At 42.9% G+C, this 26,013-nt stretch carries 22 protein-coding genes; 9 read left to right on the forward strand and 13 right to left on the reverse strand.

What is annotated here, in order from left to right; all coding sequences use genetic code 11:
- Nucleotides 1–185: 185 nt before the first annotated feature.
- The 3 genes from B3R91_RS12970 to B3R91_RS12980 all read right to left on the reverse strand — a co-directional run bounded on the left by B3R91_RS12970 (nucleotide 186) and on the right by B3R91_RS12980 (nucleotide 5,870).
- Entirely contained in the window at nucleotides 186–1,820 is a 1,635-nt protein-coding gene (locus B3R91_RS12970) for a CTP synthase (protein WP_286798030.1), read from the reverse strand.
- 226 nt (nucleotides 1,821–2,046) lie between these two features.
- Nucleotides 2,047–3,138 (reverse strand): porin, encoded by a 1,092-nt coding sequence (locus tag B3R91_RS12975; protein ID WP_286798031.1) that lies wholly within the window; start codon nucleotides 3,136–3,138, stop codon nucleotides 2,047–2,049.
- 527 nt (nucleotides 3,139–3,665) lie between these two features.
- Nucleotides 3,666–5,870, reverse strand: a complete 2,205-nt coding sequence (locus tag B3R91_RS12980; protein ID WP_286798033.1) for a malate synthase G — start codon at nucleotides 5,868–5,870, stop codon at nucleotides 3,666–3,668.
- Nucleotides 5,871–6,442: 572 nt separating this feature from the next.
- On the opposite strand from B3R91_RS12980, the gene B3R91_RS12985 reads away from it, so the two are divergent.
- Complete coding sequence (locus tag B3R91_RS12985; RefSeq protein ID WP_286798034.1) at nucleotides 6,443–7,156, forward strand: tRNA-(ms[2]io[6]A)-hydroxylase; 714 nt, start codon at nucleotides 6,443–6,445, stop codon at nucleotides 7,154–7,156.
- A gap of 187 nt (nucleotides 7,157–7,343) precedes the next feature.
- Here B3R91_RS12985 and B3R91_RS12990 read toward each other — a convergent pair whose 3' ends face one another.
- The 6 genes from B3R91_RS12990 to mtgA form a co-directional block, all read right to left on the reverse strand.
- Nucleotides 7,344–7,604, reverse strand: coding sequence for a hypothetical protein (locus B3R91_RS12990; RefSeq protein ID WP_102077668.1), 261 nt, complete (start codon nucleotides 7,602–7,604; stop codon nucleotides 7,344–7,346).
- Between the two features lie 92 nt (nucleotides 7,605–7,696).
- The gene (locus B3R91_RS12995; RefSeq protein ID WP_286798035.1) at nucleotides 7,697–8,116 is read right to left on the reverse strand and encodes a hypothetical protein; all 420 of its coding nucleotides are present in this window, start codon (nucleotides 8,114–8,116) and stop codon (nucleotides 7,697–7,699) included.
- Nucleotides 8,117–8,183: 67 nt separating this feature from the next.
- The gene (locus B3R91_RS13000; protein WP_068407143.1) at nucleotides 8,184–8,435 is read right to left on the reverse strand and encodes a hypothetical protein; all 252 of its coding nucleotides are present in this window, start codon (nucleotides 8,433–8,435) and stop codon (nucleotides 8,184–8,186) included.
- Nucleotides 8,436–8,478: 43 nt separating this feature from the next.
- Entirely contained in the window at nucleotides 8,479–8,649 is a 171-nt protein-coding gene (locus B3R91_RS13005; protein WP_180952588.1) for a hypothetical protein, read from the reverse strand.
- A 377-nt stretch (nucleotides 8,650–9,026) separates the two neighbouring features.
- The gene (ppk1, locus tag B3R91_RS13010) at nucleotides 9,027–11,273 is read right to left on the reverse strand and encodes a polyphosphate kinase 1 (RefSeq protein WP_227671128.1); all 2,247 of its coding nucleotides are present in this window, start codon (nucleotides 11,271–11,273) and stop codon (nucleotides 9,027–9,029) included.
- Between the two features lie 117 nt (nucleotides 11,274–11,390).
- Nucleotides 11,391–12,077 (reverse strand): monofunctional biosynthetic peptidoglycan transglycosylase, encoded by a 687-nt coding sequence (gene mtgA / locus B3R91_RS13015; RefSeq protein WP_144297016.1) that lies wholly within the window; start codon nucleotides 12,075–12,077, stop codon nucleotides 11,391–11,393.
- Nucleotides 12,078–12,299: 222 nt separating this feature from the next.
- Between mtgA and B3R91_RS13020 the strand changes: the two genes are divergently transcribed.
- From B3R91_RS13020 to B3R91_RS13035, 4 genes are all read left to right on the forward strand, one after another.
- Nucleotides 12,300–12,614: a glutaredoxin family protein gene (locus B3R91_RS13020; RefSeq protein ID WP_286798045.1), complete on the forward strand. Its 315-nt coding sequence runs from the start codon at nucleotides 12,300–12,302 to the stop codon at nucleotides 12,612–12,614.
- Nucleotides 12,615–12,654: 40 nt separating this feature from the next.
- On the forward strand, nucleotides 12,655–13,842 hold the full coding sequence (locus B3R91_RS13025) for an alpha-hydroxy acid oxidase (RefSeq protein ID WP_286798046.1): 1,188 nt from the start codon (nucleotides 12,655–12,657) through the stop codon (nucleotides 13,840–13,842).
- Nucleotides 13,843–14,107: 265 nt separating this feature from the next.
- Entirely contained in the window at nucleotides 14,108–15,106 is a 999-nt protein-coding gene (locus B3R91_RS13030; protein ID WP_286798047.1) for a rhomboid family intramembrane serine protease, read from the forward strand.
- An 86-nt stretch (nucleotides 15,107–15,192) separates the two neighbouring features.
- Nucleotides 15,193–16,005: a MipA/OmpV family protein gene (locus tag B3R91_RS13035; RefSeq protein WP_286798049.1), complete on the forward strand. Its 813-nt coding sequence runs from the start codon at nucleotides 15,193–15,195 to the stop codon at nucleotides 16,003–16,005.
- Nucleotides 16,006–16,150: 145 nt separating this feature from the next.
- Here B3R91_RS13035 and B3R91_RS13040 read toward each other — a convergent pair whose 3' ends face one another.
- A complete protein-coding gene (locus B3R91_RS13040) occupies nucleotides 16,151–17,242 on the reverse strand; it encodes a DUF4238 domain-containing protein (RefSeq protein ID WP_286798051.1) in 1,092 nt (363 codons plus the stop codon).
- A gap of 187 nt (nucleotides 17,243–17,429) precedes the next feature.
- Nucleotides 17,430–18,833 carry a class II fumarate hydratase gene (fumC, locus tag B3R91_RS13045; protein WP_286798053.1) on the reverse strand — a complete coding sequence of 468 codons (1,404 nt, stop codon included), beginning with the start codon at nucleotides 18,831–18,833 and terminating at the stop codon, nucleotides 17,430–17,432.
- A 141-nt stretch (nucleotides 18,834–18,974) separates the two neighbouring features.
- On the opposite strand from fumC, the gene B3R91_RS13050 reads away from it, so the two are divergent.
- Both B3R91_RS13050 and B3R91_RS13055 read left to right on the forward strand, forming a co-directional pair.
- On the forward strand, nucleotides 18,975–19,694 hold the full coding sequence (locus B3R91_RS13050) for a 5-formyltetrahydrofolate cyclo-ligase (protein ID WP_286798055.1): 720 nt from the start codon (nucleotides 18,975–18,977) through the stop codon (nucleotides 19,692–19,694).
- A complete protein-coding gene (locus B3R91_RS13055) occupies nucleotides 19,694–19,945 on the forward strand; it encodes a hypothetical protein (protein ID WP_286798057.1) in 252 nt (83 codons plus the stop codon). The genes B3R91_RS13050 and B3R91_RS13055 overlap by 1 nt, the downstream gene beginning before the upstream one ends.
- A 95-nt stretch (nucleotides 19,946–20,040) precedes the next feature.
- On the opposite strand, the gene B3R91_RS13060 is transcribed toward B3R91_RS13055, so the two are convergent.
- Together B3R91_RS13060 and B3R91_RS13065 are read right to left on the reverse strand one after the other, a co-directional pair.
- The gene (locus B3R91_RS13060) at nucleotides 20,041–20,256 is read right to left on the reverse strand and encodes a hypothetical protein (protein ID WP_286798059.1); all 216 of its coding nucleotides are present in this window, start codon (nucleotides 20,254–20,256) and stop codon (nucleotides 20,041–20,043) included.
- A 126-nt stretch (nucleotides 20,257–20,382) separates the two neighbouring features.
- Nucleotides 20,383–21,744 (reverse strand): Na+/H+ antiporter family protein, encoded by a 1,362-nt coding sequence (locus tag B3R91_RS13065; protein ID WP_286798061.1) that lies wholly within the window; start codon nucleotides 21,742–21,744, stop codon nucleotides 20,383–20,385.
- Nucleotides 21,745–22,319: 575 nt separating this feature from the next.
- Here B3R91_RS13065 and lon point away from each other — a divergent pair.
- Both lon and B3R91_RS13075 read left to right on the forward strand, forming a co-directional pair.
- Complete coding sequence (gene lon, locus B3R91_RS13070; RefSeq protein ID WP_414707577.1) at nucleotides 22,320–24,740, forward strand: endopeptidase La; 2,421 nt, start codon at nucleotides 22,320–22,322, stop codon at nucleotides 24,738–24,740.
- Nucleotides 24,741–24,893: 153 nt separating this feature from the next.
- Nucleotides 24,894–25,994 (forward strand): hypothetical protein, encoded by a 1,101-nt coding sequence (locus B3R91_RS13075; protein WP_286798065.1) that lies wholly within the window; start codon nucleotides 24,894–24,896, stop codon nucleotides 25,992–25,994.
- The last annotated feature ends 19 nt before the right edge of the window (nucleotides 25,995–26,013 follow it).

Below are 26,013 nucleotides of genomic sequence, written 5' to 3' on the forward strand. Positions count from 1 at the left end.
TCCTCTTTCGCTTTTAGATAGCTCAATGAAAAAAAGTATCCAAGCGTAATTGATAATTTTAACTGCCTGATATAAAAGCTGTACCTATAAAAAATGTCATTAGAAAAGTCTGAATTCAAGCCAAAAAAAAGACCAATCCGAAGATCAGTCTTTTTTATAGTTACCAAGCTGTCGTACGATAATGCTTATTTATTATCGCTATAGTTTCTTGCTGCTTTAACAAAGCTGTTAAACAGTGGATGACCACCGCGTGGCGAGCTGGTAAATTCAGGATGGAACTGTACGGCGATAAACCAAGGATGGTTAGGAATCTCAACCGACTCAACCAAATGCTGCTTAGCAGAATAACCCGATATCGTCATACCTGCTTGCTCTAATGGTTCGATATAACGATTGTTCATCTCATAACGATGGCGATGACGCTCAGTGATATTGGTTGAACCGTAAATTTGCGCAAGCTTACTACCCGCCACCAGTTCCGCTTGCTGCGCGCCTAAACGCATGGTGCCACCAAGGTCTGAATCATCGCTACGAATCTGCAATTCGCCGCGCTCATCCAACCACTCGGTAATCAAACCGATGATAGGTTCAGCTGCGGTACGATGGAACTCAGAAGAATTGGCATCGATATGTAGCACATTACGTGCGTATTCAATCACCGCCAGCTGCATACCAAGGCAGATACCAAGATAAGGTACGTTATTTTCGCGCGCGTAAGTAATGGCTTTCATTTTACCATTGGTACCGCGCTCACCAAAACCGCCTGGTACTAAAATAGCATCGGCATCGTTAAGACGAGCAAATAAAGCATCATCGGTTTCTAACAGCTCAGCGTCGATATAGTCGATTTTGACGTCGGCTTTATGAGTGATACCAGCGTGTAGCAAAGCTTCGTTGATAGACTTATAAGCATCTGGCAATTCAACATATTTACCTACCATTGCGACCGTCACTGTCGCTTCAGGATTGAGCTGTGCTTCGACGACTTTATCCCAATCGCTTAAATCCGCTTCTGGTACATCAAGACCAAAACGCTCACAGATTAAATCATCAAGATCTTGCTCATGCAGGGTACGCGGGATTTGGTAAATACTTTGTGCATCTTCACACATGATAACCGCACGCTCTTCGACGTTGGTAAATAGTGCAATCTTGCGGCGATTGTCTTGTGAAATATGGTGGTCAGAGCGGCAGATCAAGATATCTGGCTGCAAACCGATAGAACGTAGCTCTTTAACTGAATGCTGAGTAGGCTTGGTTTTGGTTTCGCCCGCACTGGCAATATAAGGCACCAGCGTTAAATGCATCAGCATGGCACGATTGCGTCCTAGCTCTACTTGCATTTGGCGAACCGCTTCCATGAAGGGAAGTGACTCGATATCACCAACGGTACCGCCAATTTCGATAATGGCGATGTCGTAGCCTTGGCCACTGGCAAGAATTTTACTTTTGATTTCGTCAGTGATATGCGGAATCACCTGTACCGTACCGCCCAAATATTCACCGCGGCGCTCTTTATTCAACACGTTTTGATAGATACGGCCACTGGTAAAGTTGTTGCTCTTACTCATCTTTGAATGGCGTAAAAAACGCTCATAGTAGCCTAAATCCAAATCGGTCTCGGCGCCGTCTTCGGTGACGAACACTTCGCCATGCTGAAATGGGCTCATCGTACCTGGATCGACGTTGATATACGGATCCATTTTGGTCATCGTCACGCTCACGCCGCGTGCTTCAAGGACTGCTGCAAGAGAGGCTGCGGTAATACCTTTTCCTAGTGAGGACACTACCCCACCGGTCACAAATATAAACTTGGTCATAGTACTCTGTCGGTAATTGGTAAAGAAGGATTTTACTAAAAATACGCTACAAAATATAGGGCAAAAGCACAAACTCTTTAAAACACTCCGTTTTAGCGCTTCGCCCGCATCCGTGCATATTTATCATAAGCATGACTATTATACGCCACTGCCGCCTTAAAAAGGCCACAACAAAAAAACTCACCCCGAAGGATGAGTTTTTTAAAGTCAGATTCTAATGCTTAGATTAGAATTTGTATTCTAGACCAGTACCAATTACGAATAATTCTACATCGCCATCGATTTCTTTATATACATTTCTATCTAGGTTATCTACGCCAGTTTTGTATGCTGCTTTAACATTATCAGCGTTATTCACACCAGCATAAGCATGCATGATCATGTTGTCTTTAAAGAAGTATTTACCACCAACTACGATCTGGTCTGAATCAGCGTTATCCCAACCGTCTAGGTTGTCAGTTTTGTTGTACTGTGCATAGATAGAAGCTGGACGAGCAAAGTTAGTCAACGGCATTGACGCACTAATGATCAAACCTTTTTCTTTCTTCATATCATCAACACGATCAGGTTTGCTGTAATCATAATCAGCTACTTGGTATAGCGCACCTAAAGTAACAGGAGCAGCCATGAATTTACCTAGATCTACAGTTGCGGTACCGCGAATGATATCACCAACGATGTTATTGTCTTTATCATAAGCAAGACCAGCAGTAAAGCCTGTGCCTTGATCAAACATAGCTGCAACGCCAAAGCCAGAATTATCATTGCGATTCTGATCATCAGAGTTGTACATTGCAGAGATTTCTAATGGTAGACCATCGTATTTTGGTGCAGTCCAAATGATTGAGCTTTTGATACGGCTACTATCAGCCATATTCAACGCTTCAACAGCGCCCTTTTCTAATTTATTTCTACCTAGGTTATCCCAGTAACCACTGTCTGCAGTGATAACGTTGTTAATTCTGTCTAAAGTAGACTGGTTTTTACCGACGCGGAATTCACCGAACTGCTTGTTGATAACACCAAGATAAGTGTCACGGTTAGTGAAACCATCAATATCACCATCAACGCTTGTGCCGTATTCTAACTGATAGATAACATCAGTGTTAGCAGTCATGGCTTCAGAGCCTCTGATACCGATACGTGAAGCATGAGAGTTAATCTCTACTGTATCTTCATCATAATTGTAACCAGGACCATCAAGCTCAGCATTAACATAATCAGCAGCTAAAAAAGCTTTACCATATAGAGTTGGCGCGGCATTGGCTGCAGATACAGATAAGGCAGCGATTGCTGTAGCTAAAAGTAGTTTTTTCATGGGGTATCTCCACTTTACAATTTTAGTAATGAGCGAGCTATTATTAGCCGGTGCCCAATATGGTATCGTCACAAATCCTCAAAGATATAATGTGTAACTGGCTACCGAGATTAGTCAGAAACAAGTGTGGCGAAGTGCTATTACCGTAAGATGAAAAAAACCATGACTTACATAACTGGGATTAGAATCGTAACTGCCATGTAAATACTGGTCTTTATCGCTCTGTTGTGTAACATCCGTTACCAAACTCATACTTCGATTACAAGCATAACAACTTTGACATAATTTGCAACATATTTTTAAGTCTTTGATGACGAAAAATCCTTAAACCCATACTTAACCTAAGGTTTAACGATTATTTAGATAAAAACAAAAAAACACCCCTACTCGCCATTGGCAAATAGGGGTAACTTTTATAAATAAATAAAAGAAATACATTGCTTTAAATATGCTTGAGTAATACTAAGTATTGAAGGACTACTTAACCATGGATAAGTAGCCCTTTAATGGCTTTTATAAATAAGGAGCTAGCAATGCGTATTGGCTTTTAAGTCTAAACGCGCTTGATGCAATAATGGCTCAGTGTAACCACTTGGCTGCTCACGACCTTTAAAGACCAAATCGCAGGCAGCTTTAAAGGCGTAAGAATTATCGAAGTTATTGGCCATTGGCTGATAGCCATTATCGCCCGCATTTTGCTCATCGACGACTTTTGCCATGCGCTTCATGGTATCCATGACTTGCTCTTCGCTTACCACGCCGTGATGCAACCAGTTAGCGATATGCTGACTTGAGATACGTAAGGTTGCACGGTCTTCCATTAGACCTACATCATTGATATCTGGTACTTTAGAACAGCCAACGCCTTGGTTTACCCAGCGTACGACATAACCTAGGATACCTTGAGCGTTATTATCAAGCTCTTGCTGCTTTTCTTCTTCTGTCCAGTTGGTATCTTTGGCCAATGGAATGGTCAAGATATCATCTAAGCTGGCACGCTCACGGGATTTTAGGCTATCTTGTACATCGGCAACATTGACCTCATGGTAATGCATGCTGTGCAAAGTAGCGCCCGTTGGGGATGGAACCCAAGCTGTGCTAGCGCCCGCTTGTGGGTGCGCTATTTTGCTTTCCATCATCTCTTTCATCTCATCAGGCTTCGCCCACATGCCTTTACCAATTTGAGCGTGGCCTTGCAGGCCAGTTTCTAAACCAATATCAACGTTCCACTGCTCATAAGCGGGTTGCCATGCTTGCGATTTCATATCGCCTTTACGGACAAAGGGTCCGGCGTTCATACTGGTGTGCATCTCATCACCCGTACGGTCTAAAAAGCCCGTATTGATAAAGATAACGCGCTCTTTTGCTTGACGAATGGCTTCTTTGAGGTTAACCGTCATGCGGCGCTCTTCATCCATCACACCAATTTTTATGGTATTACGCTCTAAGCCTAATAAGTCTTCAGCAGCGTTAAACAAATCGTTCGCCATTTTGACTTCATCAGGGCTGTGCATTTTTGGCTTAACAATATACATCGAGCCCTTGCGCGAGTTTGATAGCTCGTTTTTGCCTTTTAAATCATTTAAAGACAATAGCGGAGTAATCAAACCATCCATTAAGCCTTCAAAAATCTCTTCTTGACCGTTACCCAAATCAACCAAGATAGCCGGGTTTTGCATTAAGTGACCAACGTTACGAATCAATAGTAGCGAGCGACCTGGTAAGATAAGTGCGCCACCATCTGGCGTGGTGTATTCGCGGTCTGGGTTTTGTTTACGCGTACGAGTTTTGCCGCCTTTTTCAAAGGTTTCTTGCAAGTCGCCATTCATCAAACCAAACCAGTTACGATACACTTCTACTTTTTCTTCGGCATCAACGGCAGCGATTGAGTCTTCGCAATCTTGAATGGCCGTGATAGCAGATTCAAGTAATACGTCTTTAATGTTAGCTGGGTCGTCTTTACCCACTGGATGGCTGCCATCGATTTGGATTTCAGCATGTAGGTTGTTGTTTTTTAACAAAATACCAGTTGGGCTTTCAGCCTCGCCGACAAAACCTGCAAACTGAGCGGCATCTTTTAATTCAGTACTGCTATCGCCTTGTACGACTTCAAGCTTGCCATCGACAACTTTAAAGCCAGTAGCATCAGTGTATGAGCCTGATGCTAATGCAAAGTTCTCATCTAAGAATTTTTTGGCATAGGCGACGACAGCGGCGCCGCGCGTTGGGTTATAGCCACCTTTGGCTTCTTGACCATTTTCATCGCTGATGACGTCTGTGCCGTACAAGGCGTCGTACAAGCTGCCCCAACGAGCGTTGGTTGCGTTCAATGCATAGCGCGCGTTACGGACTGGCACCACCAACTGCGGGCCTGCGATATGGGCAATCTCATCATCGACGTTTTGGGTGCTGACTTTGAAATCATCGCCTTCTGGTAGTAAGTAGCCGATTTCTTGTAAAAACGCTTTATAAGCTGGGTAATCAATATCGCCATTTTTGGCAGGATTGTCGAGATGCCACTGGTCAATTTGCTTCTGAATTTTGGTACGGGTCGCGAGTAGCGCTTTATTACGCGGCGTAAATTCTTTAATAACCTTTTCAAAACCTGACCAATAGCTGTCTGAATCAACACCGACTTTCGGCAGCACTTCGTTTTCAATAAAATCGAACATCTGCTTATCGATGGCAAGAATGCCCTTTTGAATACGATTGGCGTTAGAAGACTGGCTCATATTGTTATCCTTATCTGTTCGTGAAGTGTGTTAATCCCGGATTGCTATTATCTATAATGCTACTATTTAGTGCAGTGCAAAGCCAATGCTAGGGCGCTAAGCGTTACTTTTTGCGCTGGCATGGATAGTTGATATAATACCGATTGGCTAGCTATTAACTGATAATAATAGTAAGACAAGATATTCTAAAAGCAAAATCTCATCCTACTATCAAATAATGAAATAAACAAGGAAAGACCATTCATTAAGTAAATACTTAGGCTGTCTATAAATGATACCCTATAAGCCATATAGCTTTAGGTGTGGTAAATAGTCTGCTTAAGCGCTAGAATTGAAATGAGGTATAAACCGTAAGTAATCATTACTACATCAAATTATGCTTAATAGTTATCTGTTAAGCCAAAGCATTTGAAAGTACCAAGCTTACCTGATTATCTATCATGCCAGAAATGCCAAGCGCCATTAAAAATATTTGCCGTTATAGTCGTTATAATAGCTCTCACTCTTAAGCCTTTTTATTATTGTTTAATAAATACTGCCTTACATCTACTCTTTAAAAAGTCCGAAAAACTATGACTATTACTACCCAAAATCTTGCAACGCTAACTCAAAATAATGACGCTGACCAAGACAGCACTCAAGAAGACAGTGTCGATATCGCGCAATTAAGAACGCCACTAAAAGTAGACCTATCGCCTATTTATGAATTTTTAGGCGCACGTACCACGCAGGCTTGGGTCGATGCTGCCCTTGCGGATTTGCCGTTAATCATTCAAGACCATGCCAACTGCGAAAAAAAAGCGGCTGGTACGGCGATGAATTTAATCTTTCGTTATGAGTTTTCTTATGACTTACAGCGCAAATTGGCACAATTGATACGCGAGGAGATGCTGCATTATGAGCAAGTGCTCGGCATCATGAATGAGCGCGGGCAAGCATGGAAATATCTGAGCGCTGGACGTTATGCCAAAGGCATGCTCAAGCATAAACGTACCTACGAGCCAGCCGCGATGGTAGATGTCTTAATTATTGGGGCATTTATCGAGGCACGTTCTTGTGAGCGTTTTGCGGCGCTGGCGGAAGTCATTAATGATGAACGATTGGCGAAATACTATCGCTACTTACTTAAATCAGAAAGTCGCCACTTTGAGGATTATTTGGCATTAGCCCAGTCATTAGCTGAGGATAACATTGACGAGCGTGTCGCCTTTTTTAAAGAAGTTGAAGCAGAGCTGATATCAAGTCCAGATAGCGAGCTACGCTTTCATAGTGGTAACCCTGCTTAATTATCTAAGCATCTTATTAATTTTCACCTGAAATAAAAAAGGTTTAACCGTTAGCGTATAAATTCTTGCTAAGGGTTAAACATTTTTAAATCTTACTACTTAAAGCGACACTATAAATTTTACTTAAAGCGCCACTATAAATTATCCGTTTCTTATTTCATTCAATCTTTTATTGTTCTGAAAGCCATTATTTATCGCTTTCGGTTATCGAAGTATCATATTGTTTGTGATTTTTTACCACATGATGGGGATCGTGGTCATCCGTCAACCGTTCTGCTTCTGCCGGATTGACCTTTTGCAGGGCATCGTCAGGTACAATACCATTATTGTCATCGGCATCTTTTAGATTAGAGTTATTTTCTGGATGATTCAGCTTTTGCTGATGCACATCAACATCCTTATCATTAACGTCCGTAGCATTAACGTTCTTGTCGTTTTGTATAGTCATAGGCCTTCTCTTTATAATTATTAGTATATAAAAAATAGCTATCTATATTTGCTAGCACTCTTAGCCACGCTAAACACCTTTCATCTTAACTATTAGAAATCTTTTTCGTCAGGATTTAGTACGCGTGTTTGCGCATTATCGACATTGGCATAGCGATTTAAATCGTTTATATCGGTGCTTTTGGCCGCTTCAGGCATGGTGGTATGCTCATTTATCCCTTCGTCGAAAGCATTACCTTCTTGATCGCGGCGATCTGGCTGACGCGCAGGATTGTCATTTTTGTTTACATGCTCTGTTTCTATCACACCTTCTTTAAAGGTATCGGTTCCTTTATTGACTCTAGTATTGTCTTCGATTTCATCATGAGCAACAGATGAATGAACCTCATTCTCTGTAATAGCGGTTTCTCGAATATCAGTCTCCTGAATACGAGTTTTGGTTAATTCAGGATCTTTGGTTGGCATATCTTTGGTTGGCATATCTTTGGTTGGCATATCTTTGGCTTGCATCATAATGTCCTTATTGTTTTTTAAATTATTATTTTTATCGTTATGGTAAATTCGCTTATCGTTCTCACGTTTACTCATTATTCTTTTGAGACAAGTCATAAGCGTTTAAATCAGCAACGTTTTTACCACCAGGTGGCAAATCCTCTTCTTTACGTGGGTCTACATATACTTCATCGGTTTCCTGTGATGCTTGCTCAGGTCCATCAATATCCGGCTCGTACTTTCGACCTTTGTAACTGTCTTTAGGATTTTTTGGCTTTAATGCCGCTGGATCATCAATTGGTACCGGTTCTTCATCATTAGGTTGGGTAAAGTCTTTCATGGCGTGTGCCTCGCGTTTGGTGTAGAGCAGCAGATTAGTTTTATTATTTATCAGTCCGCAAATCATCTTCGATAAAAGGCGTTTTTTGCTCTTCGCTTAGATTTTCAGGTTTATCGACTTGCTTGTTATCGGTTAGGTTTTTTTCGATTTGTTGGCTATCTGCTTGTTCTGCCGCTTTTTTTACATCAGATGTGTCATTATTGGTATTACTCATGGTGCAATTCCTCTTATTTGTAATTTATTTATAATAAAATTGTACTAGCTATAATTAGCTTATCCTTGCTCGCTCTTTATAAATTATTGATATATAGACTGCTGTCTGTCAGCTATCAGAGACAAGGTATAACTTAATTATAAGAATAATTTTTGACTGCTCACCAGTGTACTGCCGTATCAATGTGTGAATAAATGTGAGGTTAGCCGACAGCTTGTAACTTGCTTTTCATCAGTGCGCTACTTTTTTGGTAATTTATTCCGCAACTTTATAAGTGCTGTTAAACAAAAAAACCAAGACCCGATAAATACGGATGCTTAGTTTTTATTTGGGCTTTTCAATGCTTATTGAATCTAAAAAGGTTGTTGAGAACTAGTCTAAGTTGTCTCGCCAACGCCGTTGATGACCTTTAATAAATGCTCTTGTGCGATATGCGGTGTTTCATCTGCCGCTGGTTGTAATTGCTGCCAAACGCCATTACCATCAAGCGTCCAAGCCTGAGTATTGTCGTGTAGATAGTTGATTAAACCATCTTGATAAATTTGTTTGAATAGCTTTTTGTCTTCGATTGGGAACGCCACCTCAACGCGGTGGAATAAGTTGCGGTCCATCCAGTCGGCGCTGCCGCAATACAAGCGCTCATAGCCAGCATTATAAAAGTAATAAATGCGCGTATGCTCCAAAAAGCGCCCAATCACAGAACGGACGGTGATATTTTCGGACAAATCCTTTACTTGCGGGCGCAGGCAGCACATGGAGCGCAAAATCAGCTCAATCTTAACGCCTGCCTGCGACGCATCATACAATTTATCAATCAGTCGGCGCTCGGTCAGCGCATTGACCTTGATGATAATATGAGCGCGTTTGCCTGCTTTGGCTTGAGCAATTTCATCATCGATAAAGCTCATGAGCTTTTCATGCAAGGTAAACGGCGCATGTAGGAGTTTTTTTAGATTGGCCGGTTTACCCATGCCTGTTAGCTCTTGGAAGATTTTGTGCACGTCTTCTGAGATATCAGGATCGGCACTAAATAAACCATAATCGGTATAGACCTTGGCGTTGGCCGCGTGATAGTTACCAGTGCCTAGATGCACATAACGACGAATTTTATCGTTTTCACGGCGAATGATAAGCATCAATTTGGCGTGAGTCTTGTAACCGACGATACCGTAAACCACCACCGCGCCTGCTTCTTGCAGATAATTAGCCACCGCGATATTTGAGGCTTCATCAAAACGGGCGCGTAACTCGATAACCGCCGTGACTTCTTTACCATTGCGCGCCGCCGCCGCTAAGGCTTTAACGATTTCTGAATTGGTACCTGAACGATATAGCGTTTGCTTAATGGCGAGCACTTTTGGATCACTTGCTGCTTGCCACAATAGATTGATAATCGGCGAGAACGCATGAAACGGATGATGAACCAAGACATCGCTCTTACGCATCGCGGCAAACATACTGGTCGCTTTATCGAGCTTATCAACTTCACGGCGGAACGGTTTGGGGACGACATGGGTAAAAGGCTGATAACGCAGCGCTGGGATATTAAAATCAAACAGCAAGCGCGTTAAGTTCACCGGCCCATTGACGCGGTAAAGTTGATTATCATGTAGCTCAAACTCATTGAGCAAATAATCACTAATCGGCGCTGGGCAATCGGTAGTGACCTCTAAACGCACCTTGTCGCCAAAGCGGCGGTTTTCAAGCTCGCCCTCTAGTGCCTTGGCAATATCATCGACATCCTCTGCCAAATCCAAATCGGCATTGCGCGTTAGTCTAAACTGATGGCAACCCGTGACATTCATCCCCGGGAATAGCTCACCGATATGCTCATGAATCACCGCCGATAGCATCACATGATGCTCTTTACCACCCGTTAGCTCATCAGGCAAACGAATGACACGCGGCAAGCTGCGCGGCGCTGGTACAATGGCGAGATTGATATCACGACCAAAGGCATCTTTGCCCTCTAACGTGGCGATAAAGTTTAAGCTTTTATTCACCAATCTCGGAAATGGATGCGCCGGATCAATGCTAATCGGGGTCAAGACTGGTGAAACTTGCTCGGTAAAATACTGCTTCATCCACGCCGATTGCTCAGGAGTTAGCTCGTCACGTTTTAAGTAGCGAATATCTTCTTGGGCAAGGGCTGGCAGGATATCTTCATTTAAAATGCGGTATTGCTCGCTGATGGCTTTATGAGTGACAGCAGATATTTCTCTGAGCACCTCGCTTGGGCGCATACCATGAGCGCTGGTTGAGACATCACCCATATTGAGTTTTTGCATGATACCGGCGACGCGAATCTCAAAAAACTCATCCATGTTGGAAGAAAAGATAATGAGGAAAAACAAGCGCTCTAACAAAGGATGGCGCGGACTGGCCGCCTGCGCCAACACCCGCAGATGAAACTGCAACAAAGACAAGTCGCGATTGATATAGCTGCTCGGCGAATAGCTGCCATCGTCGAAACGCTGCCAGTCTATTTCACTCAATCCTTTGCTCGAGCTTGCTGTTAGCTCTTCTTCTGTTTTGACCAGATTCGTGCTGAGTTCACTATCCGTTTTTGTACTAACATCAATACTATCGTTAATTTCATGATCGTTATTTTGCTTATTAACCATCTCTGCCACCTTTTTAATCCTTTACGTGATCGATATGCCGTCATCTTTTATTTTTTATGAACGCTATTTAATGCTAACCGACAATCTAAGCTGATTGTATTGTAAGCCAATCGTTTTCTAAGCGGATTGCGGTAAGACGGCATTTTTCATGCGTTTTTTAATGATACGTTGTTTGTTGCGCAAGCGTTTGTCACTTTGATGACCTTCGTAGTATTTTGGATTGGTCAACATGGCGATGAGTAAAGCCGATTCGTCACGGTTTAGATTGGCCGCTGATTTATCAAAATAATGCTGGGCGGCGGCTTCGATACCGTAAATGCCATTGCCAAACTCAGCGACATTGAGATAAGCGGTCAAAATGCGCTGTTTATCCCAAAAGGTTTCTATCATCACCGTGATAATCGCTTCTTCAGCTTTACGGGTATAAGAGCGATGCGAGGTAAGAAATAAGTTTTTGGCCAATTGCTGAGTAATGGTTGAGCCGCCCGCTGACATTTTGCCCGTTTCTTCGTTCTTTTTCTGTGCCGCCTTAATGCCTTTCATATCAAAGCCATTATGCTGGCTAAAGGTCGAATCTTCACTGACAATCGCTGCTTGTTTGGCAGATTTGGCAATGGCGTCATACTCAGCCCACGTTTGCGTGACCGTGCCACCCGTTAAACGATGGGTCAGCATAAACATGCTATTATTAATCGGCTGGGTCTTCCAAATCAGTAGCAGACCTGCGACCAATATGTGAAAAGCCACCACCAACAACATGAATGCCAGTAATAAGCGTTTGAGAAATGTGCCAAAACTTGCCATGCGAGCGATATCCAAGTAGTTAAAAAATAGTCAACATAATAAACTGTTAACCCTAACGCGTTAATCATAAATAGCAGATCATCTTACCTAATCTCACAATCGCTGTCATTATTTACCCTATTTCTTTATTATGTAAATACTGCCAAATGCTATGAATATTTTTCTTTAAAAATTTAAAACTAACGCTTGGCGATAAATAGATATAAGAATAAGAGTGTAAATATGGCTAATGGTAATACGGTAGCAATGTTACGGGCACACATGATTGCCACCAATCCCAATCTTGGTACGGCTGAAAATCAAGATAAATGGTGGCTACTCGGGACGACTGGCTGTCATCTTTGTGACATCGCTGAGCAGCTGCTTAGCCAATTTCAAGCGGTGCAGCCGATACGCTATCAGTATGTTGATATTGCTGATTTTGATGAGGTGCTGATGATGGAGTTTGCTACTACGATTCCTGCGATATTGACGCCATCAAAACGCTTGAACTATCCTTTTTCAGTGTTGGATTTGCAGCAATTATTAGCAGCGTAATAAAACAGACAACGTAAAAAATGATAATAATGAGAAACTTATGAAAGATTTAAAAAAAATAACGGAAATTGAGGATTTGCGCCGTGTTGCCGAGCGTAAAGTACCACGGATGTTTTATGATTATGTCGATTCAGGCTCATGGACTGAGACTACTTATCGCAACAATGAAACCGACTTTGACCGTATTAAATTGCGCCAAAGGGTTCTGGTCAATATGGAAGGGCGCTCGCTTGCCACTGATATGTTGGGCTCAAAAGTCAAAATGCCCGTTGCTATCGCCCCAACTGGCTTTACCGGCATGATGTGGGCCGATGGCGAGATTCACGCCGCACGGGCAGCGGAGAAATTTGGCGTGCCCTTCTCGCTTTCGACCATGAGTATCTGCTCTATCGAAGATGTCGCAGAAAATACCAGTGCGCCGTTTTGGTTTCAGCTGTATGTGATGCGCGACCAAGAATTTATGGCAAACCTGATTCGCCGCGCTAAGGCGGCCAATTGTTCCGCGCTTATCTTAACCGCAGATTTACAAGTCCTCGGACAACGCCATAAAGATATCAAAAACGGTCTATCAGCGCCGCCAAAGCCTACCCTTGGTAATATATTAAATCTCATGACCAAGCCGCAATGGTGCATGAATATGCTCGGCACCAAACGGCATAGCTTTGGTAATATCGTCGGTCATGCCAAAAACGTCGAGGATATCTCATCGCTCTCAGCATGGACGGCTGAACAGTTTGACCCGGCGCTAAGCTGGGACGATGTCGCGCGCATTAAAGATATGTGGGGCGGCAAGCTCATTATCAAAGGCATCATGGAACCTGAAGACGCCATCATGGCTGCCCGTAGCGGTGCCGATGCGTTGGTGGTTTCAAACCATGGCGGCCGTCAGCTTGATGGGGCGTTGTCTTCCATTGCCGCGCTCGCTGATATCGTGCAAGCGGTACGAGCCGAAAATAGCGATATTGAGGTTTGGCTCGATAGTGGTATTCGCTCCGGTCAAGACGTACTAAAAGCGATGGCTATAGGCGCTACTGGTACGATGATTGGTCGCGCGTTTTTGTATGGACTTGGCGCTTATGGTGAAGATGGTGTGCGCCGTGCGCTAGAGCTTATTTATAACGAGTGTGATATCAGCATGGCGTTTTGTGGTCATACCGATATCAATCAAGTGACGGATGACATTTTGGTTAAAGGCACTTATGAGAATCTTAAAACTCATGCTTATTAAAAAGCCAGTCCTTATCAAAAAACCCAGCTTTATTAAATATTGATATATTCAGTTCGGTGTGAAAAGGATATGTCCAAAATAGCTTGCTGCTTGAATAAATTTTTCTTGCTTGCTGTGTGCTTCGCACTCCAGAGGCTGCGAAAAATTTATTCTAGCAACCCTATATCGTTTTGCAGTTGAATCGACTATAACCCACTTATGGGTGACACGCCTTAACCCTAGCCTTTATACTCTACTCATCACTTTTTATTGATAGTTTGCGTTTATGACCATTCAACAATTATTAAAAACCGCGCCCGTCACCACTTTGCTATTAGTCAGCTTTATCGGCTTATTTATCATGCAGGTGCTGAGCGGCGTCGATGCCAACAATCCATCGACCGAAGCATTGCTAAAATGGGGCGCCAATGCTTTGCCTTATACCATGGACAGTGAACCATGGCGCTTGGCAAGCAGCGCCTTTTTGCATATCGGTCTGATGCATTTATTGTTTAATAGTTTTGCCATGTATTTTTTTGGCCAGATTGCTGAGCCGATGTTTGGCTCAGCAAAGTTTTTGGCGTTATTTTTACTTGCCGCAATCGGTGGCAACCTATTGAACAACCATATTACGTGGCAAGGCATCTTAGATGGCACTGGACAACCCGGACTATCGGCGGGCGCGTCTGGCGGTATCATGGGTATAGGGGCCGCGCTATTGATAGCTGCGCTATTTAAAATATCAGTCAATGGCATGGTGCTCAATCTTAAGAGCCTAATCATTATTATGGGCATCAATTTGGTATATGGCTTTGCCGTACCGGGTATTGATAATGCTGGTCATATTGGCGGCGCGGTCACAGGATTGGTGATTGCATTGGCGTTTGCCATTGCCTACCGTCAGCGCTTGGCTGCGACGCTACAGAATATGCCTAGCCGAGCGCAAGACATTTATCAGGCTACTTATATCAATTCTCCAACAAGTAGTGATACTGACTTTTCTATCCCTACTTCTAACCACGCTCCTCGCTTTGATAATGAGGGTAATTTTGATAATAACAACAGTTTTAATCACGACTCTGCTGTAAACTTACCCTTAGATAACTATGCCAATCAAGCAGCCCTTAATCACGGCAAAATTAACGAACAACAAACAGCGACCAAATCGACGCTTATTTGGCAATTGCTACCGTGGCTGGTCATGCTGCTGATCAGTATTGGTTTTGTCTGGTGGTGGCAAGATATCCATCAGCAAATACTACAAGTGCTCGCCGCCATTGAGTAAAATGCCAGACTTATTTATTATTCTATTTATCAATGCTTTTTAATGCTTTTTTTACCGTTTATCCCACCCACTTATGAGAGCAAACCATGTTTAAATCATCAGCGCTATCGAAACCGTTGACGCGCACTGTCCTCAGCGCATTGACCGCCACTGCCCTATTTAGTGTCGCCAGCATCTCTAATGCCGCACTGTTTAAAAACAACTTACCGACTGATAAAGATGCCATTTTAAGCGTTGGCGTCAACGTCATGGCGGTCAAGTCGGCTTATGATTTGGAAGACAGCACCGACATAAAAGTATTGCCGGGTGTGTTTTATGATAACAACATAATCTATGCACGCGGTGCGCAAGCGGGCGCTTATATCATCAATGATGGCACCAATCAGCTAGCTGCTTATGCGCAGCTCGATGGCAGTGAGTTCGACCCTGACGATGCAACTGGCGCGCTGCAAGGTCTTGATGAGCGTAAAGCCTCAGCCGCTGCCGGTCTATCCTATCTGCGCCGTACGCCTGTTGGTGGTTTCCGCCTGCAAGTCGCGACTGATGTTTTAGATAAAAGTGGTGGTAATACAGCGCGCTTGACCTATCTTGCCAAAATCACTAAAGATAAGCTGACCGTCTATCCAAGCATTGGCTTTGAGTACCATGATGCCGACTACAATAACTATTATTATGGCGTTAGTGCGCAAGAGGCAGCGAAGACAGGCGTCGCTGCTTATGAGTCAAATAATAGCTTAAACCCTTATATCAATATCAGTGCCAACTATGATTTTAATGAGCGCTGGGCAGGATTTGCCAATCAAAGCTTAAGCTATCTGCCAAATGAACAATACGACAGCCCAATGGTTGACTCGCGTACGGATGCAACAACGACGTTAGGGTTGCTTTATAAGTTTTAGAGCTTTTGATAGATTTAATATAAAAAAGCCGAGCATTTTGCTTGGCTTTTTTGCAGGTAGTTTAAATAAAAACATATTTTGAGTTTTAAGAAATCAGAGAAATTTAGTTTAGTTGTTTGAATAAAATTACTTTTACTGACTCTAGCTAGCCTTTGCGGATCGACATTTTATAAAAATCACTTCGCCCTGTTTTTTTTACTACTGCTTGACGAACAAAATCATCATACGTGTCATTTGTCATTATAAACCCATTTGGCTTCCAATTTATTACTCTAGGCCATATTGGTGGTGCAGCGTAAACAGTTTGAGAGACTTTGAAGAATTTTTGGTTCACTTTAATTTCAGAAACGTCAATTCGATTTTCATCTTTTATCTTGCCGTCAGAATTATCTGAAATGTAAAATTCTGTTTTATGACCTTGCAAAGATTTTGAATACTCTACTTCGTTATGAAGACTCTCTATATATAGGGCACTATCTGGATTTGCTGTGTATATATTAGCTCGACAATTCAGTAACTGAAGATAGTTAAAAGCATCTATATCATACCTATTTTTAAGCTGAACCCACCCTTTTATATTAGCAATACTATAAACATCTTTATCATAGGCCAACATAATAATTCTAGGAGTAAGAGGTAAAATAAATAGTGCTCCTGATGACTGTAATCCAAAAGATCTAAATTGCACTTTTTTATTGAGAAAATACCATCGATTTGTGAGTACTGCTGGATGGTCTGAGGTTATGAAATCAGTTTTAGTATTGTTCTTTAAAATGCAAACCTTTAAGTCATGAATTAAATGCCTATTTTTTAAGATCGACTGTATTACTTTGTGAACAACTTCTTTAACTTCCATTTTAATGTCAATAGAAAGCAAGGTTTTTATATCTTGTTCAGTTGATTCAGCAGTAGACTTAGCGAACTCCTCAGTTCTTGCACGTTGAAGTAGCCAAAATTCTATGAGAAATAGCTTGTCATTGTCTGTCAGAACGTGATTTATGTTTTCAAGATTGCGAACTATTTCAGAGAACTGACCTTCAATCGGCTGTAACGCTTTTTCCAATGCAAGATCTTCACCATAGAAATAGTTTTTTGAGCACTGGTTCTTTATAGGTGCATTTTTAATTAGCTTTTTTCTGTCCAAGTTATAAACACAGATGGCCGCTTTTGATTCATCTATGGAGAAATTTTTTAGATAACACTGAGGTACATAATGTTGGTTCTTATTGGAAGCCATTTTTTGCCTCATTGAATGTAATTTTGTTATTGAGAGTAAACTTAATACGATAATAAGTAAATGGTATTATCTCTATAGCAAATGAAACAATTAATAGCTAAAAGTAGTATCAGATCCAAAATCGAAAACAAAAAAAGACCTCACCACTTGGCAAGGTCTTTTTCTATTCTAAGAAGCCTTAAATAACTTACTTAGGATGCACCATATCAGCAGGAGTGACCCACTCATCGAACTGCGCTTCAGTTAATAGTTCTAGCTCAACGGCAACTTGCTTCAAAGTTTTGTTTTCTTTATAAGCAGTCTTAGCGATTTTTGCTGCGTTTTCATAACCAACATGACGGTTCAAAGCAGTCACTAGCATTAATGAATTATGCAAGAAGTCATCGATTTTGTCTTTGACTGGCTCGATACCAACCGCACAATTTTCGTTAAAGCTGTTGCAAGCGTCACCCAATAGCTTGATAGATTGCAATAAGTTAAAGGCAATCACTGGCTTATAAACGTTAAGCTCAAAGTTACCTGACGCGCCAGCCATGCTGATAGTGACATCGTTACCCATGACTTGAGCGACGACCATGGTCATTGCTTCTGACTGCGTTGGGTTTACTTTACCCGGCATGATAGATGAGCCTGGCTCATTTTCTGGAATCGTCAATTCGCCCAAACCACAGCGAGGACCTGATGCCAACCAACGGACATCGTTAGCGATTTTATTTAAGCTACCTGCTAGCGTTTTGAGTGCGCCAGAAGCAAATACTTCAGCATCACGAGCGGCTAGTGCTTCAAATTTATTTGGTGAGGTGACAAACGGTAAGCCTGTTAATTCAGCCAATTGCTCAGCCGCTTTTACCGCATAATCAGGGTGAGCGTTTAGACCTGTACCAACCGCTGTGCCGCCTAGTGGCAATTCATATAGACCTTGTAGCGCGTTATCGATACGAGTTAATGAATGGTCAAGTTGGCTGACATAACCGCTGAATTCTTGACCTAGGGTCAAAGGCGTCGCGTCTTGCAAATGCGTACGACCGATTTTAACGATACTATCGAATTCTTTGGCTTTGGCATCTAGCGTATCGCGTAGTGCTTTTACCGCTGGGATAAGCAGGCTGTTAATCTGACGGGCAGCCGCCACACGAATCGCGGTTGGGAAGCTGTCGTTGGTAGACTGTGCATGGTTAACATGGTCATTCGGGTGAATCGGCGTGTAGCTGCCGCGCGCGTTCCCTGCGATTTCGTTGGCACGATTTGCCAACACTTCGTTCATGTTCATGTTTGACTGGGTACCAGAACCTGTCTGCCATACTACGAGTGGGAACTGATCCGTTAAACCACCGTTGATAACTTCATCAGCAGCTTGCACGATTAAATCGCGCTTATCGCCTTCGATACGCTCAAGGCTAGCATTGGTAATGGCAGCGGCTTTTTTCACTAGCGCCATTGCTTCAATCATCGGACGTGGCAATGTCTCGCCACCAATTTTAAAGTTCTCGCGGCTACGCTGAGTTTGCGCACCCCAATAAGCGTCAGCTGGGACTTCCACGTTACCCATAGTATCTTTTTCGGTACGAGTTGCCTGATTCTGTGTCGACATAACTACCCTCTTTGATGGTTTGTTGTATAGCTGCTTTGAAAAAAGTGCAACACACGCTGCACATAAAGGAAAATACGCTGTAAAGTGGCGTTATGATAGCATGACTTTTGACAAATTTCTCCAAGTCCGTGAGGCTAACTGATGTCTAAAAACACCAGCCAACAACAATCTGCTACTGCATTATCTGATTCGATATCTGAGTTATCGGCTGATGACGCTCGCTCTAAAAAGGAGGTTAAAGTCGCTGATAGCTTGGCTAATCCACCCAGACGACAATTTACCCGCCAGCGTCGGCAATTAACGGCTGGCGAACGTAGACATTACGCGCGCATGGCAAGCTTGCATTTAATCAAGTTGCAACAGCGCTTACCTCCGCGTGCGCGTATTGGCTTATATTATGATGGCTTTGGTGAGCTACCCACTCAGCCACTGTTGGACTGGTGTCAACGCTTAGGCTATTTACCTTATCTGCCTGTGGTTGGTTCGCTCGGTCGTACTAGAAATGGTAATGATGATAAACGTCTGCGCTTTGTACCTATTTATCAGTCGAAACTGCTGAATATACCGACGCGCATTCATAGCTTAGGGATGAAACAAAATCACCATCGCCGATTGCTTTGGGCACACGAATTAGATGTGATTATCTGTCCGCTCGTGGCGGTTGATAAAGATGGTAATCGTATGGGCATGGGTGGTGGCTTTTATGACACGACACTTGGTAAAAGCCATCGAACAGGGTTAAAAAAGCCGTTAAAAATCGGTTGGTGTTACGACTTTCAAGTCGTTGAGCAATTAGAACGTCAACCATGGGATGTACCATTAGATGGCATAATTACGCCAAGTGGCTTGAGGTGGTTTTGATGACTGATAATAGTGAAAAGAACGATAAGTCTAGCGCAGAACATGTCAGTCAGTATTTGCAAACATTGGATAATAACGATGGAGAGCGTGAGCAGCTTTATTATAGTCAGGAGCAGGACTTTAGTGCTGAGGAGCTAGCGACTATTATTAACGAGGCGCGCTTGAATGAATTATTGGCTCAGAGTGATAAGTTTTTACGTGGTTTGAATGGTGAGATTAAAGGTTTTGATGAGGGTGATGAATTAAAGTAAGTCTTTTTCGGTGCGCGGGGCGCACCCTACTCAGCTAGTAGCAAAATACTTGACGTTTTAAATCTGGGTTTGAAATCTAGTCTTTAATAAATGAGTTAGCCTGTTTCTAACTTACGAATTAGATCTATTATATAATTACGTTCTTCTTCGTATTTAGCTTTATCAATAGCAAATACTTCCATATAAGGATCACTTCTCACATACGACCATTGTATCAATTCAGGATCGCTCTTTGATTTTTCAGACAATAAAACTCTAAGCCCTTGTAACAATAACTCTACTTCATTCTGACTAAAATCTTGAATATTCATAATAGCTATCCTGCATTTAATAGATTGTATTTTCTAAAGGTTAGCGTTGATTAAAAATTAATAAAAGCTGTAAGGTGCATATGGCACACCCTACAAAACTACTGAGAATTTTACAAATATTAAAACCTACAATACCATCGCCGCAATCCAACCAAATACCAATAACGGAATATTATAATGGAGAAAGGTTGGTACCACGCTGTCTTTGATATGGTCGTGCTGACCATCAACGTTTAGACCAGAGGTTGGTCCAAGCGTCGAGTCTGACGCAGGCGAACCGGCATCGCCAAGCGCGCCAGCTGTACCGATAATCGCCACGGTTGCTAAAGGTGAGAACCCTAAAGAGATACATAGTGGTACATAAATCGCCGCCAAAATAGGAATAGTTGAAAAAGACGAACCAATACCCATGGTCACAATCAAGCCAATGAGTAGCATAATAAACGCAGCCATCGCTTTATTACCCGCAAACAATGACGCCGCGCCATCAACCAACGGCTGTATTTGCTCGGTCGCTTTCATGACTTCGGCAAAGCCTTGGGCAGTAATCATAATAAAGCCAATCATCGCCATCAGCTTGATACCATCATTAAACACCGTATCGGCGTCACGCCATTTGACCACGCCGGTTGCCATAAAGACGCCAAAGCCAAACATCGAACCAAGCAAGAGCGAATCAGTATAAAGCTGAACCACAAAGGCAGTGACAATTGCAGCTATTGCCACAAGCGTTTTCATTTTGCTTTGTGTTTGTGCCTCAGCGGCTGTTTTGCTTAACGCATCGCCTTCTACCGCCCCATCATGCGCTTGTTTATCGATGGCCAACTGCTGATACTGGCGCGGTTTACGATAACTGATAAATACCGCTACTAGTAAGCCGACGAACATTCCCAACGCTGGAATGGCCATGGCTTTAGTCACTGAGATATTGCTGATATCAATACCCGCTTCACCGACGTTTTTGAGCATAATCTGATTGAGGTAAATATCGCCAAAGCCATAAGGGATAAACATATACGTGGTCACCAGCCCAAAAGTAATCAGACAGGCAATCAGGCGTCTATCAATCTGCATCCGGTTAAAGGCAAGCAATAAAGGCGGTACAAGCAGTGGAATAAAGGCGATATGAATCGGGATTAAGTTTTGGCTAAAGCAGCTCATGGTGACGAGCCCTGCAAACAGCATGTATTTAATCATGCCACTGGTGCCACCGGCATCAATGCGTTTAATCACCGCCCCTGCCAAAGACTGCGGCAAACCCGAATGTGCAATCGCCACTGCAAAAGCGCCCAATAAGGCATAAGACAACGCAATTTGCGCGCCATTACGGATACCTTCTTGAAAGGCATTTAAGGTATCGGTCATACCAAGACCCGCAATCAGCCCACCTGCCAGCGCGCCGATTAATAAACTGAGTACCACGTGTACCCGCGCCAAAGACAGGCCTAGCATGATGACTACCGCTAGTAGCACCGCATTGATGGTCATATTCTCGCCCCTTATCCTATGTTTTTTGGTCCGCTATTGACTATTGGCACACTATTGGCACATTGCCGACCTATTTCTTTCGCCCTAGCGTTTTAACTCACACGTTAACCCATATAGTTGCTATTTGAACGGAGCGGTTAAGACGCGCGTCATTTTACCTGATTTTAGCTATAAATCCCACGCGCAAAACTTAGCAGACAGGAGCGACCCTGCAAATAAAGACGCAATATTGTCATGACTGCTCGTCATATAGCCTTGCAATTTCATTTAGCAACACCATTTATCTAAACATGAACCACTAACTTGACTTTACAAGTCTGGTGAACGAGGAAGAATATATGAGTGAACATAAAATTGCCCAAGACAATATCGACATCGATGTCGACGTTTCATCTAACGTTGCTGATGATAAGGCGCTAAATACTTCATCTGACGATACCTTAGAAAACGTCTCGGCGTCTAAAACTATTCAGGACAGCGCTGAAGACATCGAAGCTGAAAGCGTTAAGGCAAAAGACGGTGAAGAGAGTTATCTGCCGCTACTAGCATTGCGTGATGTGGTTGTCTATCCGCATATGCAAATTGCTTTATTTGTCGGCCGTGCGCCGTCGGTAAAAGCCGTTGAATTGGCACAAGCTGAATACGGCAATAAAGTATTGGTCGTGGCGCAAAAAGACTCGCTAACCGAAGATATTGATCAAGATAACTTGTATCAGTACGGAACGGTGTGCCGCATCGTCAGCACTATGCCGCATGATAGCGATGAAAATTGCATCAAAGTATTGATCGAAGGTCAATACCGTGCGCGCGTTGATAATATCTTTGAGAAGGTGAACCATCTTGTCATGGTAGGTCAATACCGTGCGCGCGTTGATAATATTGAAAATCACGACGAGCTATTGATGGCAAGCTTTACGCGTGCTGATCTCGATATCAGCATGAGTGAGAGCCAACAAAAAAACACCATTCAAGCCTTAACGACGCTATTTGAAGGCTATGCCGATGCTCGTCTGCGTAATGCTCGTGAGCTAACTCGCGTGGCGAAACGCATCGATGATTTGCTTGAGCTGGTATATTTTATCTCAACCCGCGTGTCGATGGATTTGGATATTAAGCAGTCGTTCTTAGAAGAAGACGATATCAAAACCCACATCAATACCTTGACCGAATATCTCGTTAAACAAAGCGCTGAGCAAAATATCGAGCAAGATATCCAAGATGCCGTTCGTCAGCAAATGGAAGACAATCAGCGCGAATACTTCTTAAACGAGAAGATGAAAGCCATCAAAAACGAGCTGTCAGATATGAATGACGGCGCGTTCGATGAAGACGACGTGGCTGAGCTTGAGCAGCGTTTAGAAGATGCTGACTTGCCAGAAGATGTGCGCAAAAAAGCCGAGCAAGAGCTGAAAAAACTTAAAATGATGCCGCCTGCATCGAGTGAATCATCAGTGGTGCGCAATTATATTGAATGGATTTTGGATACGCCGTGGAATGCGACGACCAAAGTGTCTATCAATTTAGATAAAGCGAAAACCGTCTTAGACGAAGACCATTATGGCTTGCAAGATGTGAAAGACCGCATCCTAGAATACCTTGCTGTACAATCGCGGGTGAAAAAACTGCGGGGTCCGATTCTTTGTTTAGTCGGTCCTCCGGGTGTCGGTAAAACCTCATTGGGTGAGTCAATTGCGCGCGCCACGGGTCGTAAGTTTGTACGTATGGCACTTGGTGGCGTCCGCGATGAAGCAGAAATTCGTGGTCATCGCCGTACTTATATCGGTGCTATGCCGGGTAAAATCGTCCAGTCATTGGCAAAAGTCGAAGTCAAAAACCCGTTATTTTTATTGGATGAAATCGATAAGATGGCGCAAGACTTCCGCGGCGATCCAGCGTCAGCGTTGCTTGAAGTGCTAGATCCATCACAGAACGATACCTTTAACGACCATTATTTGGATATGGACTTAGACTTATCACAAGTGATGTTTATCTGTACTGCCAACAGCATGGATATTCCGCCAGCCCTGCTTGACCGTATGGAAGTCATTCGTCTACCGGGTTATACGGAAGAAGAAAAGGTCAATATCGCGCAGAAATACCTTGTACCAAAAGCGATTAAAAATAATGGCCTTAAAGAAGGTGAAATTGAAATCGTTGAAGCGGCATTACATAGCATCGTGCGTAGCTATACGCGTGAAGCAGGTGTGCGTAACCTTGAGCGTGAAGTCAATAAAATCTGCCGCAAAGTGGTTCGCGGTTCGGTTGAAACCCATGGTGCACGTGCTCCTAAAAAAGCCGAACGTGAGCTGGTAGTAGTCGATGACAAAAACATCGATGACTATCTAGGCGTCCATCAGTATGACTACGGTCTAGCAGAAGAAGAGCCTGAGATTGGTCGTGTGACTGGGCTTGCTTGGACACAAGTCGGTGGCGAGCTATTAACCATCGAAGCGGTGGCGATGAAAGGTAAAGGCGAGCTGAGCTTTACAGGGTCACTCGGCGATGTAATGAAAGAGTCGATTCGCGCTGCTATGAGCGTGGTCCGTGCTCGCGGTGATAGCTTAGGTATCGACTACGAAACCTTTAAAACCACTGACGTCCACGTCCATATGCCAGAAGGTGCAACCCCGAAAGATGGTCCATCGGCTGGTGGTGCGCTAACCACAGCGCTAGTCTCTGCCTTAACTGGCATTGCCATTCGTCCAGATATTGCGATGACAGGCGAGATTACCTTACGCGGTAAAATCCTACGCATCGGTGGTCTCAAAGAGAAGCTACTTGCTGCGCATCGCGGTGGTATCAAGCATGTGTTGATTCCAGAAAGTAATGAGCGTGATTTGGCCGATATCCCTGATAATGTCAAAGAAGGCTTGACTATTCAGCCAGTTGCGACGATTGATGAGATATTAAAAGTAGCATTGGTAAGTATGCCAGTGCCGCTTAAACCTGCCAAAGTGACGGTTGATAAAACCTCAAGCAAAGCGCTGCATAACTAATTTGAACTAATCTGATTAGTTACTAATCTAGTCTTACAAATTAAAGAGCCGCTCGTCGTCATGATGGGCGGCTTTTTTTGGTAATAATAAAAAACAATCTGGTTAAGACCCTGTGCTATATTTTAGACAAATGTTTATTTGGTAATAGCCATAATGTTAAATCATTTAAGGGTGCCTCTAGTTGTAATAAGCACATTACTACCCCTCGCTTTATTAGGCTGCCAAACCAACAGCCTTAATCATTCAGCACAAACCAGTACCGTTATCGACGATAAAAACTGGTCAGCGACCACGCTCGAATCCAGACTGTTTCAAACCACCACAAAATATGAGTGGCAACTAACCCATGTCAGCGATGATAAGGGTCGAATCAAGCCTTTTAACCAAAAGCTGCCTTTGATAATGGAGGTACATCCAAGCCTTTTAACTTTCACAGAAGGCTGTCAGCGTCACCAAGTTTCTTTTGATATGTGGTTACCATTACCGTACCTTTACGGGCAAATCAATGTCAGAGAACCATCTGATAATGATAACTGCACCACAGTAAACCATTCAATTATCGAAAATTTGAGTAATAAAAACACAATCAAAAACAAAACAGGAAATGTCGTAAATGGTGTTTTTATACCCTATTCAGATACAGCTTTCAGATTTGATCCAGTACTACCAAATTCTGCACAGAGTTCTAACAAGACATTAAAACAGCTGGCTCTAAAAACTAATAAAGGAAAAACACTGATTTTTTCGGGTACGCCCAAGCCTGAATATCGTGTGGCCGGCATACCGCTTACCAATGAATTATTAGAGCGATACCAATGGCGTCTTATTAGTGCAACTGACGATACCAATAAAACTATTAATAAATTTAATCGTCCAGATGTACCTATTACTGCAAACTACAGACTTGGTTCACATGATTATAGCAATCCTCAGCAAAGTAGTTTTAGCCAAGATGTTGGGTTTTCTGTCGGATGCAATGGGGCTGGTGGGTCTTATGCTTTATCTACTAATCAAACGTTGCTAATTGGTGGCAACCCTTCAACGATGGTAGGGTGTGGTGATGACATTGATGATATTGAATCAAGCCTTAGCCGCCTAATGCTTTATAGCTCTAGTCAGTTAACACTGAACAATCTTGATAAGCAGAGAATATCTAATCCTTCTGATAATTCTGAATCCAGCTATCTCCTTACTCAAAAGTTAGAATCAGGCGAAACACTGATTTGGAAAAACGAAGTAAAGAAAATACATTAGCCCCTATTCATTTTCATAT

This window comes from Psychrobacter sp. UBA6291, from assembly GCF_002439405.1.
Lineage (GTDB): Bacteria > Pseudomonadota > Gammaproteobacteria > Pseudomonadales > Moraxellaceae > Psychrobacter > Psychrobacter faecalis.